General features: G+C 37.3%; 10 protein-coding genes and 1 pseudogene. 4 read left to right on the top strand and 7 right to left on the bottom strand.

The annotated features are described in order from the left end of the window. Nucleotides 1-1,110: 1,110 nt before the first annotated feature. The 6 genes and pseudogenes from tgt to ssb all read right to left on the bottom strand — a co-directional run bounded on the left by tgt (nucleotide 1,111) and on the right by ssb (nucleotide 8,852). Nucleotides 1,111-2,229 carry a tRNA guanosine(34) transglycosylase Tgt gene (tgt, locus tag ACFIK8_RS05555; RefSeq protein WP_375635878.1) on the bottom strand — a complete coding sequence of 373 codons (1,119 nt, stop codon included), beginning with the start codon at nucleotides 2,227-2,229 and terminating at the stop codon, nucleotides 1,111-1,113. A 1,446-nt stretch (nucleotides 2,230-3,675) separates the two neighbouring features. After that, nucleotides 3,676-4,188 carry a peptidylprolyl isomerase gene (locus tag ACFIK8_RS05550; protein ID WP_375635877.1) on the bottom strand — a complete coding sequence of 171 codons (513 nt, stop codon included), beginning with the start codon at nucleotides 4,186-4,188 and terminating at the stop codon, nucleotides 3,676-3,678. A gap of 18 nt (nucleotides 4,189-4,206) precedes the next feature. Then, entirely contained in the window at nucleotides 4,207-4,800 is a 594-nt protein-coding gene (locus tag ACFIK8_RS05545) for a peptidylprolyl isomerase (protein ID WP_375635876.1), read from the bottom strand. After that, a pseudogene (gene coaD, locus ACFIK8_RS05540) lies at nucleotides 4,790-5,309 on the bottom strand (pantetheine-phosphate adenylyltransferase). The gene ACFIK8_RS05545 and the pseudogene coaD overlap by 11 nt, the downstream one beginning before the upstream one ends. Nucleotides 5,310-5,333: 24 nt before the next feature. After that, entirely contained in the window at nucleotides 5,334-8,117 is a 2,784-nt protein-coding gene (gene gyrA / locus ACFIK8_RS05535; RefSeq protein WP_375635875.1) for a DNA gyrase subunit A, read from the bottom strand. A gap of 228 nt (nucleotides 8,118-8,345) precedes the next feature. Next, nucleotides 8,346-8,852 (bottom strand): single-stranded DNA-binding protein, encoded by a 507-nt coding sequence (gene ssb, locus ACFIK8_RS05530; RefSeq protein ID WP_375633841.1) that lies wholly within the window; start codon nucleotides 8,850-8,852, stop codon nucleotides 8,346-8,348. A 332-nt stretch (nucleotides 8,853-9,184) separates the two neighbouring features. Between ssb and uvrA the strand changes: the two genes are divergently transcribed. The 4 genes from uvrA (at nucleotide 9,185) to ACFIK8_RS05510 (ending at nucleotide 15,637) form a co-directional block, all read left to right on the top strand. Further along, nucleotides 9,185-12,100 (top strand): excinuclease ABC subunit UvrA, encoded by a 2,916-nt coding sequence (uvrA, locus tag ACFIK8_RS05525; RefSeq protein ID WP_375635874.1) that lies wholly within the window; start codon nucleotides 9,185-9,187, stop codon nucleotides 12,098-12,100. 1,028 nt (nucleotides 12,101-13,128) lie between these two features. Next, nucleotides 13,129-13,467 (top strand): P-II family nitrogen regulator, encoded by a 339-nt coding sequence (locus ACFIK8_RS05520; RefSeq protein ID WP_015856528.1) that lies wholly within the window; start codon nucleotides 13,129-13,131, stop codon nucleotides 13,465-13,467. A gap of 59 nt (nucleotides 13,468-13,526) precedes the next feature. After that, nucleotides 13,527-14,936, top strand: a complete 1,410-nt coding sequence (glnA, locus tag ACFIK8_RS05515) for a type I glutamate--ammonia ligase (RefSeq protein WP_015856529.1) — start codon at nucleotides 13,527-13,529, stop codon at nucleotides 14,934-14,936. A gap of 155 nt (nucleotides 14,937-15,091) precedes the next feature. Next, complete coding sequence (locus ACFIK8_RS05510) at nucleotides 15,092-15,637, top strand: hypothetical protein (RefSeq protein ID WP_375635873.1); 546 nt, start codon at nucleotides 15,092-15,094, stop codon at nucleotides 15,635-15,637. Between the two features lie 34 nt (nucleotides 15,638-15,671). Here the strand turns inward: ACFIK8_RS05510 and ACFIK8_RS05505 are convergent, their stop codons facing one another. Then, nucleotides 15,672-16,460 carry an ATP12 family chaperone protein gene (locus tag ACFIK8_RS05505; protein WP_375669024.1) on the bottom strand — a complete coding sequence of 263 codons (789 nt, stop codon included), beginning with the start codon at nucleotides 16,458-16,460 and terminating at the stop codon, nucleotides 15,672-15,674. Nucleotides 16,461-17,042 lie beyond the last annotated feature (582 nt).

Below are 17,042 nucleotides of genomic sequence, written 5' to 3'. Positions count from 1 at the left end.
AGATGTATTCACCTATTTTTATCGAATCTGCCAGATAATAAAATTTGTCTCCTCTTTTCAACAGTTCCGATTTTACAGTAAAACCTTTATTTTGCAACGATATCCTATACCCTATAAATAATTCTAAAATTTGTCGAATAATGCACTTCAAACAAGTGAACCACATCTCATCATTATCTTGATACAAAAATAAAACTTCTCCCAAAATTATTGTTGCATTATTTTTGTTATCTAAATGCAGATCATCCAAATTGATAAGCTATAATTTCAACTTTACGCCATTCTTATAAATTATTATAGAATCCTTTAAAAACTCTCATGATAATAGTGCTTGGTTTCTAGATTTATTAAATATCCTCTTTTAGGCAGCTTTACCCCTCCCTCCTCTAACAGAGGAATCGCATCAGATATCTAACTCATTATCTTTAAATTAAAATATTCACGTAAATATATATGCTTATTTTCAGATAAATTCTATAAACAGAGCAGAAAACAAATATAATAATTTTTATTTTAATATATTTATCGATATTTTATAAATATGGTAATTATCGTGATTAATGTTTAAATTTTTATGACATAATATATTTTTTTATTTTATATATTAATAATATTATATAAATCTATTGTAAGTAATACTTATATTAAGATATTAAAATAATGAAAACTTCAAATATACAATTATAATATTTAAAATGTTATAATCTTAGCTTAGTTTTCTTTTAATTTTCTAAAATTTATCTATACGGTTGTATATAACCCATTCTTTACCTTTAGTAATAAAAAACACAAATTAGCTCATAAAAATACAATTTTCATACTTCTTTAAGAGTTCGCTAACGCCTCATTAACATTGTTGCTTTAAACAGTCATCAGAAACAGAAATAAACTGTTTTTCTCCGGATCAGGTAGCGCGTACCGGAGTAACAGTTTCTGTTTTATATAGTAATTAGAAAAAGAATATATGCCCTATAAAACCGCACTGCTATATCTTAGGATAGTGGAATTTATAATTTTGGAAGGTGTTTCTAATTTCATATTTTTAGCTAAATTTGTAAGTGCAAGAATAAATTCAATAAAAAAATGAAACGTTATATTACGATTAATATTTTAGCGTCCTTGTGCCCATAGCGCACGAGTTTCAGCGCAAAAATCAGCATAACAGCCTTCTTCAATGGCATCACGAATTCCCTGCATCAGTTGTTGATAATAAAAAAGATTATTCCAAGTCAACAACATACCCCCAAGAGATTCACCAGATTTGATCAAATGATGCAAATAAGCACAACTATAATCATGTGCTGCTGGACAAAGTGACTGCGAATCAAGAGGATGTGGATCTTCTGCATAACGCGCATTACGCAAATTAATTCTACCAAAGCGGGTAAAAGCTAAACCATGACGTCCTGCACGCGTCGGCATAACACAATCAAACATATCAACACCACGAGCAACACTTTGTAAAATATCATCAGGTGTTCCTACTCCCATAAGATAGCGTGGTTTATCCTCTGGTAAAATCGGACAAGTAGTATCCAATACTGCTGTCATAACACTCTGCGGCTCACCAACAGCAAGCCCTCCAATAGCGTAACCTTTTAAATCCATTTCTTTTAATGCTTGAGCAGAACGTTCACGCAGTTTCATATTATCACCACCTTGAACAATCCCAAACAATGCTTTATCTGGCTGATCTCCAAAAGCTGTTTTACAACGCTGCGCCCACCGCAATGAAAGTTCCATAGCTTCTTCCATTTCTTTTTCAGTTGCAGGTAATGCAATACATTGATCTAACTGCATCTGGATATCCGCACCAAGAAGTTCTTGAATTTCGATAGAACGCTCTGGACTCATTTCATAGTAAGCTCCATTAATGTAAGAGCGAAAAATCACACCTTGTTCAGTAATTTTACGGATTCCCGCCAATGACATAACCTGAAAGCCACCAGAATCGGTTAAAATAGGTCCACTCCAGCGTGAAAATTCATGTAATCCTCCCAAACGCGCAACACGTTCAGCTCCTGGACGTAACATTAAATGATAAGTATTCCCTAAAATGATATCTGCACCAAGATCACGTATCTGATCCATATACATAGCCTTAACGGTTCCCGCCGTTCCAACAGGCATAAATGCGGGTGTACGAACACATCCTCGCCCCGTTATAATTTCGCCTCGACGTGCATACCCATCTTGAGCAATTTTTCTATAATGAAATGTCTTTATCATAACTCTCGTCTTTTTGATTCCATCAATGCATATCTCTATAGAAAGAAAAAAGGTATCCCCTTACGAGCATTGTCATAAGCTTTATGAATTAATTTTTGATTCGCTCAATATTGTAACCAGCATAAAAAATTAAACGAGATAAAAGAACATTTCTTGTTAAGAAATCACCATAATAAAGTGATAATCTAGCTCCAGAAAAATAGTAAAATCTTTATAATATCATACCTCAAAATACCTACGCTTAACGCACTAAATCCTTAATAGAACTGCAAAATTATTATCACAATAATCTCATCTTCACATACTTCCATAAGCAGTAACTTTGTACGCATAGAAGAAAAATCTGAACGCATTGTACAGCTTACAATATTCTTTACTTTTACAGATAAAAATTTTTCATCTACTGGGCACGGCGATCCTCACGCTTAATAAAAGCGCAAATGAGCATAATCATTTATCCCCTCACAATATTGAGATAATTCACAAAAAAAATTAACGTGTAATAAAAACACTTAAAAAAACTAAAAATGCTTTTTGTAAAGATTCTCAAATACCAAAAACTCTATCGTAACATTAGAGGCTGAAAAAGCGTATGATGGTACCCGCTCTTGCTCCTTCACAAGCTTTAAAGATGGTAGTGCATAATAGATTTATACTATTATAGCTTTAAAACTATAAACGCCATAAACGTCATTGTGGAAGTGAATGTTGATATGCACTGAGAAATGCTTCTTAAAAAACACGTAAATATGCAACATAAGTATATTCCGTTTGGAACGTTCCTCTATTAAAAAGCGAGAAAAATAAAAGCGTAAGGCTATGCATAACCTTCATTATTTAAATGATATTGCTTTAGATACTTTTTAAAAAAGTAAAGCTGAATTAAAAAGGAGATGGCAAGACTAGCCATTTGTTTCACCTCTGCGCCTTTATATTCTTCTAAGATTAAACTGTCTTCTTGTTTTAAAGATTACACCAATGATATATAATATAAAAGCTGTTTTCCTACCTTGCTAGGAAAACTGGAGCAGCTAGTAAGGCTCTTATCCGTATTAATATGTGTTTCAAACATGCTGCTACATTAGGATTGGATGTTGATTTACAAGCAGCAACAAAAGCACACGCTCTCTCAGGAAAGTAACATCATAAAACCATTAATAGACCGACAATGAATTGAAGAGAAATGCCGAATTTTTTATAAAACACTTTTCCAAACAACAACCATAACACAACAGACTTTGCGTTTTCTTATTCTGACAGGTGTTTGTACAAATCCTTTGCATTATACTCTTCAGGAAGATCCGATTGAAGGAAATATATGGACAATTCTTAGCTCGAAATTATAAAAGGTAAGCGTGATACTACAAAAAAGTTTTGTGTGCCTTTATTGATCAGAAAAGAGTATTTTTTCTTAGAAACTTACAATTGAAATCAGTATAATTTACACTATTTTGCATCCGCAGCAATAACGGCTTTGGTAATTGAATCTGGATCTGCAACAGGTTCACCACGTTTAATTTTATCAACATTTTCCATACCTTCAACAACCTGCCCCCATATGGAATATTGACGATCAAGCCACGGAGCATCTGCAAAACAAATAAAAAACTGAGAATTAGCAGAATTTGGATTCTGACTACGTGCCATAGAAACTGTACCACGCTTATGAGAAAGATTTGAAAACTCTGCTGTTAAATTTGGTTTTTCTGCCCCCCCCATACCCGCACGTGATAAATTGAATTTTTCACTATCCTTCTTTCCAAATTGCACATCCCCAGTTTGCGCCATAAAACCATCAATAACGCGATGGAAAATAACATTATCATAAGCACCTTCACGTACCAGTTCTTTAATACGTGCAACATGACAAGGCGCTAAATCAGCCAAAAGATCAATAACAACTCTACCCTTTGTTGTTTCAAGAATTAAAGTATTCTCTGGATTTTTATTCTCAGCCATATGGAAAGCTCCTTTGATTCATTTCTCAACTTGTAAAGTAGCAGCATTAATAACATCAGGATTTTTTACAGATCCATTATTGCTTGTCGTACCTTTTTTTATTTTATCAACAACATCCATCCCCTTTATAACCTCTCCAACAACCGTATACTGACCATTTAAAAAAGCAGCATCATCAAAACAAATGAAGAATTGAGAATTCGCGGAATCCGGATCTTGTGACCGTGCCATCCCAACAGTACCACGCTTAAACGGCTGCTTTGAAAACTCTGCCGGTATATTGGGATAATTTGAGCCACCCATACCAACGCGTTTCAGATCAAAATCTCTACTGCCTTTTTTTCCAAACTTTACATCACCAGTTTGTGCCATGAAATTAGGAATAACGCGATGAAATACAACATTATTATAGGCCCCCTCTTCTGTTAATCTTTTAATTTGCGCAACATGTTTTGGCGCCAAATCAGGACGCAGACGAATAATGACATCACCATCTTTGAGAGATAAAACAAGAAGGCTTGCATCACTCGCTGGACTAGAATTACCGGCGACAGCGGACAATGAAAAAAAACAAAACACACATAACAAAACAGCAAAAATTCTACGAGACACAATTATTCTCCCCTAAAAGATTGGAATTTCGAGCTCAAAGCTTGTGCAATATTGGGCGGTACAAATGGTGTTACATCACCTCCCATAGAGGCAATTTGGCGTACCAATGTAGAAGTTATTGCACGCCCAGAAACGCTTGCCGGCAAAAAAACAGTTTGCAATTCAGGAGCCATAACGCCATTCATCCCTGCCATTTGCATTTCATAATCAAGATCAGTACCATCACGCAATCCACGAATGAGAAATGAAGCACCAACTTCACGCGCCTTCTCAATTAGAAGGTTGCTAAAGGAAAGAACCTGCAATCGATTAGAATCCGCACCAAAAAAGTCTTTCCCTACCTGCGTAATGAAATCAACACGCTCTTCAAAGCTAAAGAGTGTTTTTTTGTCAGCCTGTATCCCTATAGCGACGACCACCTTATCAGCTAACACAAAACACCCTTTCAAAACATCAAGATGACCATTTGTAAGAGGATCAAAAGAACCTGCGTAAAGAGCAATTTTCATGATTTTACTCCATCCTCTTCAAAATTATTTTTCTTCGCTCATATCAACTGTATCAGAATGCTTCTCACCTTCATCATCTAATGAACTCGTATCATCTTCAGGTTCAGAAATACGTTCAACCGATACGACTCTTTCACCTTTGGCTGTATTAAAAATTGTGACTCCCTTAGTTGAGCGCCCAGCAGTACGAATTCCCTCAACAGGAACACGAATAAGCTGTCCTCCATCTGATACCAACATAATTTGATCTTGCGCCTTCACCGGAAAAGCCGCTACTAATTTACCAATTTCAGCTGTTTTAGATGGATCCGTTGCACGAATCCCTTTTCCGCCACGTCCGGAAATCCGGAACTCATAGGACGAAGAGCGTTTACCATAACCAAACTCACTCACCGTCAAAAGCATTTGTTCACGTGCATGAAGTTCTGTATAACGTTCATCTGTTAACTCTGTTTCAGCACCCCCATCTTCCTCATCAAGAGTTACAATATCTTCAACATCAGCATCTGCACCAGAAGCACGCCGTTCATTCATTACACGTTTAATATAAGCAGAACGCTCAATGGACGTCGCCTCGACATGCTCCAAAATTGTCATCGAAATGACTTTATCGCCTTTAGCTAAATTGATACCACGAACTCCCACAGAATTACGCCCAGCAAAGACACGAACATCAACAACTGGAAAACGGATACATTGTCCATTAGCTGTTGTTAGAACAACATCATCATGTTCTGTACAGGTTTCAACAGAAAGAATTTCATCTTCTTCATCAAGTTTCATTGCAATTTTACCATTACGATTAACTTGAATGAAATCTGATAATTTATTACGACGCACAGTTCCACGTGTCGTCGCAAACATAACATCCAATGCACTCCAGCTCGCTTCATCTTCAGGCAAAGGCATAATCGTTGTAATACGCTCACCTTGTTGTAAGGGAAGCATATTGATCAAAGCCCGCCCACGCGATTGGGGTGTCCCCAGCGGCAATCGCCAAACTTTTTCCTTATAAACAATCCCACGTGATGAAAAGAAAAGAACCGGAGTATGCGTATTGGCAACAAACAATCGCGTTACAAAATCCTCATCCTTCGTGGACATACCAGAACGCCCCTTACCACCACGTCGCTGTGCACGATAGGTATTAAGAGGCACACGTTTAATATAGCCACTATGACTCACCGTTACCACCATATCCTCTGGTGCGATCAGATCTTCACTCTCCATCTCAGCGCTACCAAAACCAAATACGGTACGTCGCGGCGTTGCAAATTCCTCACGAAGAGCACTCAACTCATTCTTAACAATACACATAATGCGTACGCGTGATGCCAAGATATCAAGATAGTCAGCGATATCCACGCCAATTTTATTCAATTCATCAGCGATTTCATCACGCCCAAGGGCTGTCAATCGTTGCAAACGCAATTCTAAAATAGCACGCGCCTGTTCTTCAGAGAGATTATAAGTACCATCCTCATGAATAATATGACGAGGATCATCAATAAGTTTAATCAAAGGCGCGACATCCATTGCTGGCCAGCGTCGCTCCATTAACTGTGCACGTGCTGTCTGCGGATCAGGAGCTTTGCGAATAAGTGCTATAATTTCATCAATATTGGCAACAGCAAGGGCAAGACCAACCAAAACATGTGCTCGCTCACGCGCTTTACGCAAAAGATATTTTGTTCGCCGACTGACAACTTCTTCCCGAAATGAAACAAATGCACGAAGCATATCAAGCAACGTCATCTGTTCGGGTTTTCCCCCATTCAAAGCAACCATATTACAACCAAAGGAAGTTTGTAGCGGCGTATACCGATATAATTGGTTTAAAACAACTTCCGCAACGACATCTTTCTTTAGCTCAATAACAACCCGATACCCATCACGATCAGATTCGTCACGCAAATCAGAGATTCCCTCAATGCGTTTATCGCGCACCAATTCGGCCATTTTCTCAATCATCGTTGCCTTATTAACTTGATAAGGGATCTCACTCACAATAATTGCTTGTCGACCACTGCGAATTTCTTCGATCTCAACTTTAGCACGCATAATGATTGAGCCACGCCCTGTTTCATAAGCTGCACGAACACCAGAATGGCCGAGGATAATGCCTCCTGTAGGAAAATCCGGACCAGGAATAATTTCAATTATTTTATCGAGTGTGATATCGGGATTGTCAATCAAAGCGATACAACCATCAACGATTTCACCAAGATTATGGGGAGGAATATTGGTCGCCATTCCCACAGCAATCCCCCCTGACCCATTAACCAAAAGATTGGGAAAACGCGCTGGTAAGACAACCGGTTCACGCTCACGCCCATCGTAATTATCCTGAAAATCAACAGTATCTTTATCGATATCAGCTAAAAGTTCTTCTGAAACTTTTTCTAAACGACACTCAGTATAGCGCATGGCCGCGGGTGGATCACCATCAACGGAACCAAAATTTCCTTGACCATCAATCAATGGATTTCTTAAAGAAAAGTCCTGCGCCATACGCACTAAAGCATCATAAATTGAAGCATCACCATGGGGATGGAATTTCCCCATAACCTCACCAACAACACCAGCAGATTTACGATATGACTTATTGAAAGAAAGCCCCATCTCATTCATAGCATGAAGGATACGTCGATGAACAGGCTTAAGACCATCACGAACATCAGGGAGTGCACGTGAAACAATCACGCTCATCGCATAATCGAGATAGGAGCGTTGCATTTCATCAATAATACTGATTGGTTCAATACCGGTTAGCACATCACGTTCTGGGTGTGGAGTAAGATCGGTCACAATTTTAAAACTTTCAAAAAAGAATCATTTCACTTTATTTATATCGAAAAATACACCAAAATGCTAATTTCTCCCCCATGACAAAAAAGAAATTTAACAATATTTTTCAATATGTTATTAATTTATGTTAAAATTACCAATAATAATCAACAATTTTCACTTCGCTAAACTTCAAAAATCTGAAACAAACAAATCATAAAGTAATCATAATACGACAAATAAAGACTCTTAAAAAGGTACGTCATCATCTAATTTGTGTGAAAAATTTTCTCCCAATTGATTATTATTTTGACCAAACGTATTTCTCTGATTTGAGTTACTATCGGCAAAGCCACCACTATAACTCCCCCCTTGACTTGCTCCTTGCTCCCCGCCCGCGGCTCCCCGCCCATCAAGCATTTGTAATTCGCCACGGTACTTTTGCAAAACAACCTCTGTTGTATAACGGTCATTTCCATTTTGATCTTGCCATTTTCGTGTCTGTAACTGCCCCTCAATGTAAATTTTGCTGCCTTTTTTTAAATATTGCTCTGCAACTTTGACAAGGTTTTCATTAAAAATAACAATATTATGCCACTCAGTGCGTTCTTTTCGCTCATTTGTATTCCGATCACGCCAACTTTCTGAAGTAGCAATACGCAAATTTGCCACTTGGTCACCAGAATTCAAACGGCGGATTTCAGGATCCGCACCAAGATTACCAATCAAAATAACTTTATTAAGGCTACCAGCCATCGCATAAACTCCAAAATTTTAATTCGTAAAATACTCTGTTTTATAACAGTTATAACCATCTCGACCTTCAATTTACATGTCTGCAATTGACCTTCAATATGGATATTGCTATCCTTTCCCAATATTGTATCCGTGTAATTATAACAAAAGATGATAAAGACGCATAGTTTATTCCACCACGAGAGAATAAAAAGCTGCTTATTTGTATTTTTCTTTTCACAAAACTTATACCTTCCTTTAACATTAAAGCAGTTAAACACATTGTAATTCTAAAAAACAGTTTTATTCCATTTTAGGCGCTCAGTTTTTGTCACATATGCCAAGGATAAAATATGACTTATCAAAAATATATCTCCATTCGCGGTGCACGTGAGCATAACCTTAAAAATATTGATCTCGATCTGCCTCGTGACAAACTTATTGTTATAACAGGACTTTCCGGATCAGGAAAATCATCCTTAGCTTTTGATACAATTTACGCTGAAGGACAACGCCGCTATGTCGAAAGCCTTTCAGCCTATGCACGCCAATTTTTGGAAGTCATGCAAAAACCCGATGTAGACCGCATAGACGGTCTCTCTCCAGCTATCTCCATTGAACAAAAAACAACCAGTCGCAATCCTCGTTCAACGGTAGGTACCGTTACTGAAATCCACGACTACATGCGTCTTCTCTTTGCACGTATTGGTATTCCTCATTCTCCAGCGACAGGACTTCCTATTGAAAGCCAGACCGTAAGCCAAATGGTGGATCAAATTATGTCCTTACCAGAAGGAACACGAATTTTTATTATGGCACCCTTGGTGCGAGGACGAAAGGGAGAATATAAAAAAGAGCTAATAGAACTTTTAAAAAGAGGATTTCAACGAGCTAAAGTTGATGGCGAATTTTATGAAATCCCTGACATTCCACCTCTTGATAAAAAGTATAAACATGACATAGATGTCGTGGTAGACCGCATTGTTGTACAAAAGGATATCACCTCTCGCTTGGCTGATAGTATAGAAACCTGTTTACAACTAGCAAATGGACTTGCCATAGCTGAAATGGCAGACCAACCTTTGACACAAAAAGAAACGACAAAAGAATCTGCTCATAAATCAAAAAATGATACACACAAACGGCTCATTTTCTCAGAAAAGTTTTCCTGCCCTATATCTGGTTTTTCTATTCCTGAAATTGAACCTCGCCTTTTTTCGTTCAATAATCCTTTTGGGGCCTGTCCTCTCTGCGATGGATTGGGTATCAAAAAGGCAGTGGATCCACTAAAAATTGTGCCAAATAAAAATCTTACCCTAAAGAATGGAGCTATTGCTCCTTGGGCTAAATCGGATTCACTTTATTATAGACAAACCTTAGAAGCATTAGGAAAAGCTTACGGTTTCAAACTCACAGATCAATGGTGTGAACTCTCTAATGAAGCACAACAGGCTATTCTCTACGGTACAAAAAAAGATGAAATTTCTTTTATCTATAAAAATAATTCTGGTTCGCATAAAACGACCCAACCTTTTGAAGGAATCATCCCCAATATGGAGAGACGCTGGAAAGAAACCGATTCTGCTTGGTCTCGAGAAGAAATCGAACGTTATATGTCTTCTTCGCCTTGCCCAGCTTGTCATGGTTATCGTTTAAAACCAGAGGCACTTGCTGTAAAAATCCACGGAATGCATATTGGGCAAATATCAGATCTTTCTATTCTAAAGGCAGATGATTGGTTTGCCAATATTCATCAATATCTCACAGAAAAACAACGTAATATCGCCATACGTATTTTAAAAGAAATTCGCGAACGCTTAGCTTTTTTAAATCATGTAGGATTGGAATATCTTACCTTGTCTCGAAATTCAGGAACGCTTTCAGGTGGAGAAAGCCAACGCATTCGGTTAGCATCCCAAATTGGTTCTGGTCTTACAGGCGTTCTTTATATTTTAGATGAACCATCTATCGGTTTACACCAACGCGATAATGAACGCCTTTTGGAAATGCTGCGTCATTTACGCAATCTTGGCAATACAGTTATTGTTGTTGAACATGATGAAGATGCTATTCTCACAGCAGATTATGTTGTCGATATGGGCCCTGCCGCGGGCGTTCATGGTGGAGAAATCATAGCGCAAGGGACACCACAGGAAATTATAGAAAATTCAGCCTCTCTCACAGGGCAATACCTTTCAGGAAAAATGGCTGTTAAAATACCCGCTGAGCGACGCAAAATATCAAAAATGAAAACACTTAAAATCATCGGCGCCAAGGGAAATAACCTCAAAAATATCAATGCGAACATCCCTCTTGGAACCTTCACATGCGTAACCGGTGTTTCTGGAGGAGGAAAATCAACATTTCTTATTGAAACGCTTTTCAAAGCAGCTTCACATCATATCATGGGCTCTCATCACAGCCCTGCCAGCTATGACAAAATTGAAGGATTAGAATTTCTTGATAAAGTCATTGATATCAACCAGTCCCCCATTGGACGCACCCCACGCTCTAATCCCGCAACCTATACAGGCGCTTTTACACCGATTCGTGAGTGGTTTGCCGATCTTCCAGAATCAAAAGCCCGTGGTTATAAAGCTGGGCGTTTTTCATTTAATGTTAAAGGAGGACGTTGCGAAGCATGTCAAGGTGATGGAGTCATAAAAATTGAAATGCACTTTTTACCCGATGTCTATGTTACTTGCGATGTCTGTAAAGGAAAACGCTATAATCGAGAAACACTAGAAATAAAATTCAAAGGACAGTCTATAGCCGATATTTTGGATATGACAATTGAAAAGGCAGAGGAATTTTTCCAAGCTATTCCCGCTATTCATAATAAAATGGAAACTCTCATTAAAGTAGGATTAGGTTACATAAAAGTAGGACAGCAAGCAACCACACTTTCTGGTGGGGAAGCACAACGTGTGAAACTTGCGAAAGAACTTTCACGTAAAACAACAGGACGTACACTCTATATTTTGGATGAACCAACAACAGGTTTACATTTTCACGATATTTCCAAACTTCTTGAAGTGCTGCATGAACTAGTCGAGCAAGGCAACACAGTTATAGTCATTGAACATAACCTTGATGTTATAAAGACAGCCGACTGGATTATTGATTTAGGACCAGAAGGTGGAGATCGTGGTGGCGAAATTGTTGCAATTGGACGCCCTGAAGACATCATTAAGGTTCCCGCTTCCTATACTGGAAAATTTCTAAAAGATGTTTTACTGCGCCCCTCTCTCTATAATTCCAATTCTTAAAAACGCTTTCCATTGTAAATACAGCATACGAACAAAGCCTGTACTTTTATTGTTACCTGTAAACACCAACACCTAAATTCCAGTGGTGCAACATGTTTAAAGCAAAGACTGAAACAAGTTAGCGCTTTATAAGCTGTTTCAGTTTTCGTATTGCCCATAGGAACGCGCGCATAATTGCGTATTTATTCTCTGTTTTTTTATATCTGAAACGGCCAAACAGCCCAATTTGGAAAGAATACGAAGTTTTAAGGGGATAAATTAAGTTCCTATCTTTACATCTCCTTTTAATTTATCTTTACGATTTTCAAAGGCATCCGCAGCAGTATCTTATAATAAAGAGTGCCCATTGCTTCACGCTTTTGTTTATCGCGTTCCTTAATGGAATCACATTCCTCACGAAGAGACAAAACGCCCCAAACAAAATATATTTGCGTTGCCAATTCACACATCTGTTTTAAAGAAATATTTCTCAACGCTCTCAAGCCCATTTCACGACGGCACCTAATGCTATAATGAGAAATCCATTATTGTACACCACCATCTTTTCCAATATTTGTCTTCCCCTACTCCCTAATATTGTAAAACCTTTAGTTATCGAAAGCTTTCATAAAAAGCATTTTATTTTTTTCAAATATTTTTATCCACACACTCGTACTATTCATGATATACAAAGGCATCGTTTTGATTGATTGACGATAAAAAGATCTAAAATGAGAAAATCTTACGCTATTAGAGTTTCTCATTCAGTGTAGAAAACGTCGAATTATCATTATAAGTCAACGTATTATCTAACAAAAAAGAAACAAAACTTTTTTATTATATTATTTTAATTCTTGTACAAGAATTGTAAGATTTTTTCCAAAAAAACAGTATTTGACTTTATTCTACAAAAGAAACTCTCCTAAAAGAGTATAGAGTGTCATTATTTTCGACTTTTTGTGCACAAAGTATCTGTTGGACATCTTACAGTTGTCAATATAATGTGATGCAGTCTAAAAAGACAAAATAACGTTGGAGATAATTTCAGCATGAAAAAAATTGAAGCCATTATAAAACCTTTCAAACTTGATGAAGTGAAAGAAGCGCTTCAAAAAATTGGGTTACATGGTATTACAGTAACAGAAGCGAAAGGTTTTGGTCGTCAAAGGGAACATACAGAACTTTATCGTGGCACGAAATATGTTGTTGACTTTCTACCTAAAGTAAAGATTGAAATTGTTGTGTCCGATGAAAAACTAGAACAAACTGTTGATGCAATACGTAAAGCAGCTCAAACAAAACATATAGGAGATGGAAAGATATTTGTCTTTTCCATTGATGATGCCATTCGTATAGGCACGGACGAAACCGGTATCGATGCCCTTTAATAAATAACGAGAAAATTCACTTTTTTATCTATCTCAACGCCATATTAAGGAAATTGAATATGACAACCGCATCAGATATTATCAAACAGATTACAGACAACGAAATCCGTTTTGTTGATTTACGTTTTACTGATCCACGAGGAAAATTGCATCACATTACAATGGATATCGCAGAGATCAGCGAAGATACTTTTAGTGATGGTGTCATGTTTGATGGTTCTTCAATTGCTGGTTGGAAAACAATTAATGAATCTGACATGGTTTTAATGCCAGATCCAGAAACAGCACATATTGATCCTTTTTTTGCTCAATCTACTTTGGTCATATTTTGTAATGTACTTGATCCTGTCTCTGGTGAATTTTATCGTAGAGATCCTCGTTCTATTGCCAAAAGGGCTGAGGTTTATATGAAATCTTTAGGCATTGGAGATACAATCAATGTAGGTCCAGAAGCAGAGTTTTTTATCTTTGATGATGTGCGCTATAAAACGGATCCTTACAATACAGGGTTTAAACTCGATTCAAGTGAACTTCCCTCCAATGATGATACGGAATATGAAACAGGCAATCTAGGACATCGCCCACGAATAAAGGGGGGCTACCTTCCTGTTCCGCCGATTGATTCCTGCCAAGATATGCGTTCTGAAATGCTCACAGCACTCAAAGATATGGGCGTACAGGTCGAAAAACACCATCACGAAGTAGCAGCAGGCCAACATGAATTGGGTATTCGTTTTGATACACTCGTTCGCGAGGCTGACAAGATGCAAATTTTTAAATATGTTGTACATCAAATAGCAAACAGTTATGGGAAAACAGCAACCTTCATGCCAAAACCAGTTTTTGGTGATAACGGCTCTGGAATGCATGTTCACATCTCCATTTGGAAAGATGGCAAACCCATTTTTGCAGGAAATGAATATGCCGGACTATCAGAAACCTGTTTATTTTTTATCGGTGGTGTTATTAAGCACGCAAAAGCAATCAATGCTTTTACCAACCCATCCACAAACTCCTATAAACGTTTGGTTCCTGGTTATGAAGCCCCTGTTCTTCTTGCCTATTCAGCACGTAATCGTTCTGCATCTTGCCGTATCCCAATGAGCTCCTCACCAAATTCAAAACGCGTAGAAGTTCGTTTTCCAGACCCAACAGCAAATCCCTATTTGGCATTTGCAGCACTTTTAATGGCTGGTCTTGATGGCATCAAAAACAAAATTCATCCCGGACATGCTATGGATAAAGATCTTTATGATCTTCCCTTGAAAGAACTCAAAGAAATCCCTACTGTTTCAGGAAGTCTGCGTGAAGCGCTTGAAGCACTTGACAAAGATCGTGGCTTTCTTAAAGCTGGCGACGTTTTTGATGATGATCAGATTAATTCCTTCATTCAAGTAAAGATGCAAGAAGTCTTGCGCTACGAAACAACACCCCATCCTGTTGAATTTGACATGTACTATTCTGTTTAAACAATCAATACGCATTCTTTTGATTTTTAAAATGGAGGCAAAAGCCTCCATTTTTGTGGATATTCTTCTCATGCAAAAGCGCAAGAGGCTTTTTGCTCATCTGCTTTTCCTTTATAATGTGTTGAATCTCTTCAAATGAATTAACAAGGTTTCTAATGCCGCGAATTTGTTTTCTCGTTCCCCTTCTTTTATGCATTGTCTTTATCACATCAACAACTCAAGCATATACAATAACCAATCAAAAACTCACTGCCCTTGAAAAAGCGACATCCGCTTATAGTAAAGCACTTAAAAATGCCGATGCAAATGCCATCTTAAATGCTATTCCTCCCCAAATCATCAACCGTTTAACCGCCAAAAAAAATCTTAGTCAATCACAATTTCGACAAATCATGAAAAGCCAAATAGAACGGTTGGCAGAAAGTTACAAGATTGAAACGATCAACATTGACCAAAAACAAAAACGTGAAGGTACACTTGATAATGGCACCCCTTATTTTGTTATACCCGTGGAACTTGTAACCACAACAAATGCTGGAAAAAAGTGCTCTATTCACACTGAAATTATTGCCCTACTTCACGATAACCAATGGTATTTTATCCGCGGTAATGACGAAACGCTCTTAAACATAACCAATGAACTATTTCCTGGACTTGAAAAAGTAAAAATCAATCCTCAAAAAGTCACAAAAATACTCTGAGCGAAAAGAATGCACGTAAATAAAAGATTTACCCCTATAAGCAAGTTGTAACAATTGTAGCCGCAGCCTTAAATTCAACTTTTTTATGAGCACGACGCACCATTGTTTCTTTATCTATTCCCCATTGTTCCATCATCCAATCTTCATCTAAATGAGCAATAGACCAAGCATGATCAGCATCAATATTTCCTGCAGCAACAGCAAGAGCAATGAGAGCAGATCCCGTTAAGGTTGTCATCATATGAAGTGCAGCAAGCATATAAGGAGACTCAACGCTACGTAAATAATAACTCACAGCTTGAAGTGCTTCTGGTGATTGTTCCACATGCATCAGCCCTTCTGTCAAATAAAACCTTGAACCCAGTTTTTTTTCTGCCCAATCTAATAAAGGATCCCATTGTTCAGATTGTTTTTGCACCAGCTCTTTAGGTGTCTGTGCACGATAAAAGATCATATCACACGCAACGAAACGCAATAAATCTTCAAAAACAACCTGCATATCATCAGCAATACCATCAATAACAGTATTAACCAAACGCGTCATCGGCATTTTTACAGGATCAACAACGTGCTTTTGGCTCTCAAATTCTTGAGCAACGTATTCAGCAAACACTTCTGTTGGCACATGAAAACGACGCCTTGCAGGCGTTTTAACGGGACGTTCATCTAATAAGATAGTAAAACTCCCTTCCTCACAAGCAATCTTCACTTGTCTATAAAATCGTTTTGGGTGCGGCTGACATGAAAGATTTTGAATCTTTTGAACAGAACTCTTTTTATTCTTATTCAATGGCATATCAAAATGATCCAAAATCTGGCATATCAAAATGATCCAAAATCTCACGCATATTTGTTTACCTCTGATCTTTTCAAGAAAACGAATGTTTTATATACTTTAATAAAATTTAATCCGACCTTCCCATGCCTCAAAGAAGGAAAAAGACCTTGCCAATCCCAATCTGATTTAAGAGTTATATTTCATGTTTCTTTTACAAACAAGACAATGATAATATCTTTTCATATATTCAATACAGTCATGACTATAGAATAATTTTTAAAATATTATCTTAATTAAAAAGCTGAATATATTGAATTTGATTGTAAAAGTGTTCACGCTTTACCACTTTTCTCATTATCCACCTACAATAATGTTATCGATACGGACAGCTTCAAAAACAATTTTTGCAAAATATTAAAACAAAAAAGTTCATCATCAAAAAAATGATAGAGCAGTACGGTTTACGTGTCATTCACCTTCGCTTAACCATTCCAATAATTCTCTAACATATCCAATAAATACCCTGCATAGAATTTTTCCTGCTCAATTACTATCCTAAACGACGATGTTTTATGGCATAATAGGATAATGATAAGGCTAAATTATATCACAATTTTCTTTCACATA

It is taken from the genome of Bartonella sp. MR168JLCBS, assembly GCF_042194175.1.
This window is presented reverse-complemented; position numbering and strand designations above follow the sequence as displayed.

Excerpts from the sequence above, each read along its gene's own strand:
- tgt (WP_375635878.1), bottom strand. The coding sequence starts at position 2,229 with ATGATAAAGACATTTCATTATAGAAAAATTGCTCAAGATGGGTATGCA.
- ACFIK8_RS05550 (WP_375635877.1), bottom strand. The coding sequence starts at position 4,188 with ATGGCTGAGAATAAAAATCCAGAGAATACTTTAATTCTTGAAACAACA.
- ssb (WP_375633841.1), bottom strand. The coding sequence starts at position 8,852 with ATGGCTGGTAGCCTTAATAAAGTTATTTTGATTGGTAATCTTGGTGCG.
- uvrA (WP_375635874.1), top strand. The coding sequence starts at position 9,185 with ATGACTTATCAAAAATATATCTCCATTCGCGGTGCACGTGAGCATAAC.
- ACFIK8_RS05520 (WP_015856528.1), top strand. The coding sequence starts at position 13,129 with ATGAAAAAAATTGAAGCCATTATAAAACCTTTCAAACTTGATGAAGTG.
- glnA (WP_015856529.1), top strand. The coding sequence starts at position 13,527 with ATGACAACCGCATCAGATATTATCAAACAGATTACAGACAACGAAATC.
- ACFIK8_RS05510 (WP_375635873.1), top strand. The coding sequence starts at position 15,092 with ATGCCGCGAATTTGTTTTCTCGTTCCCCTTCTTTTATGCATTGTCTTT.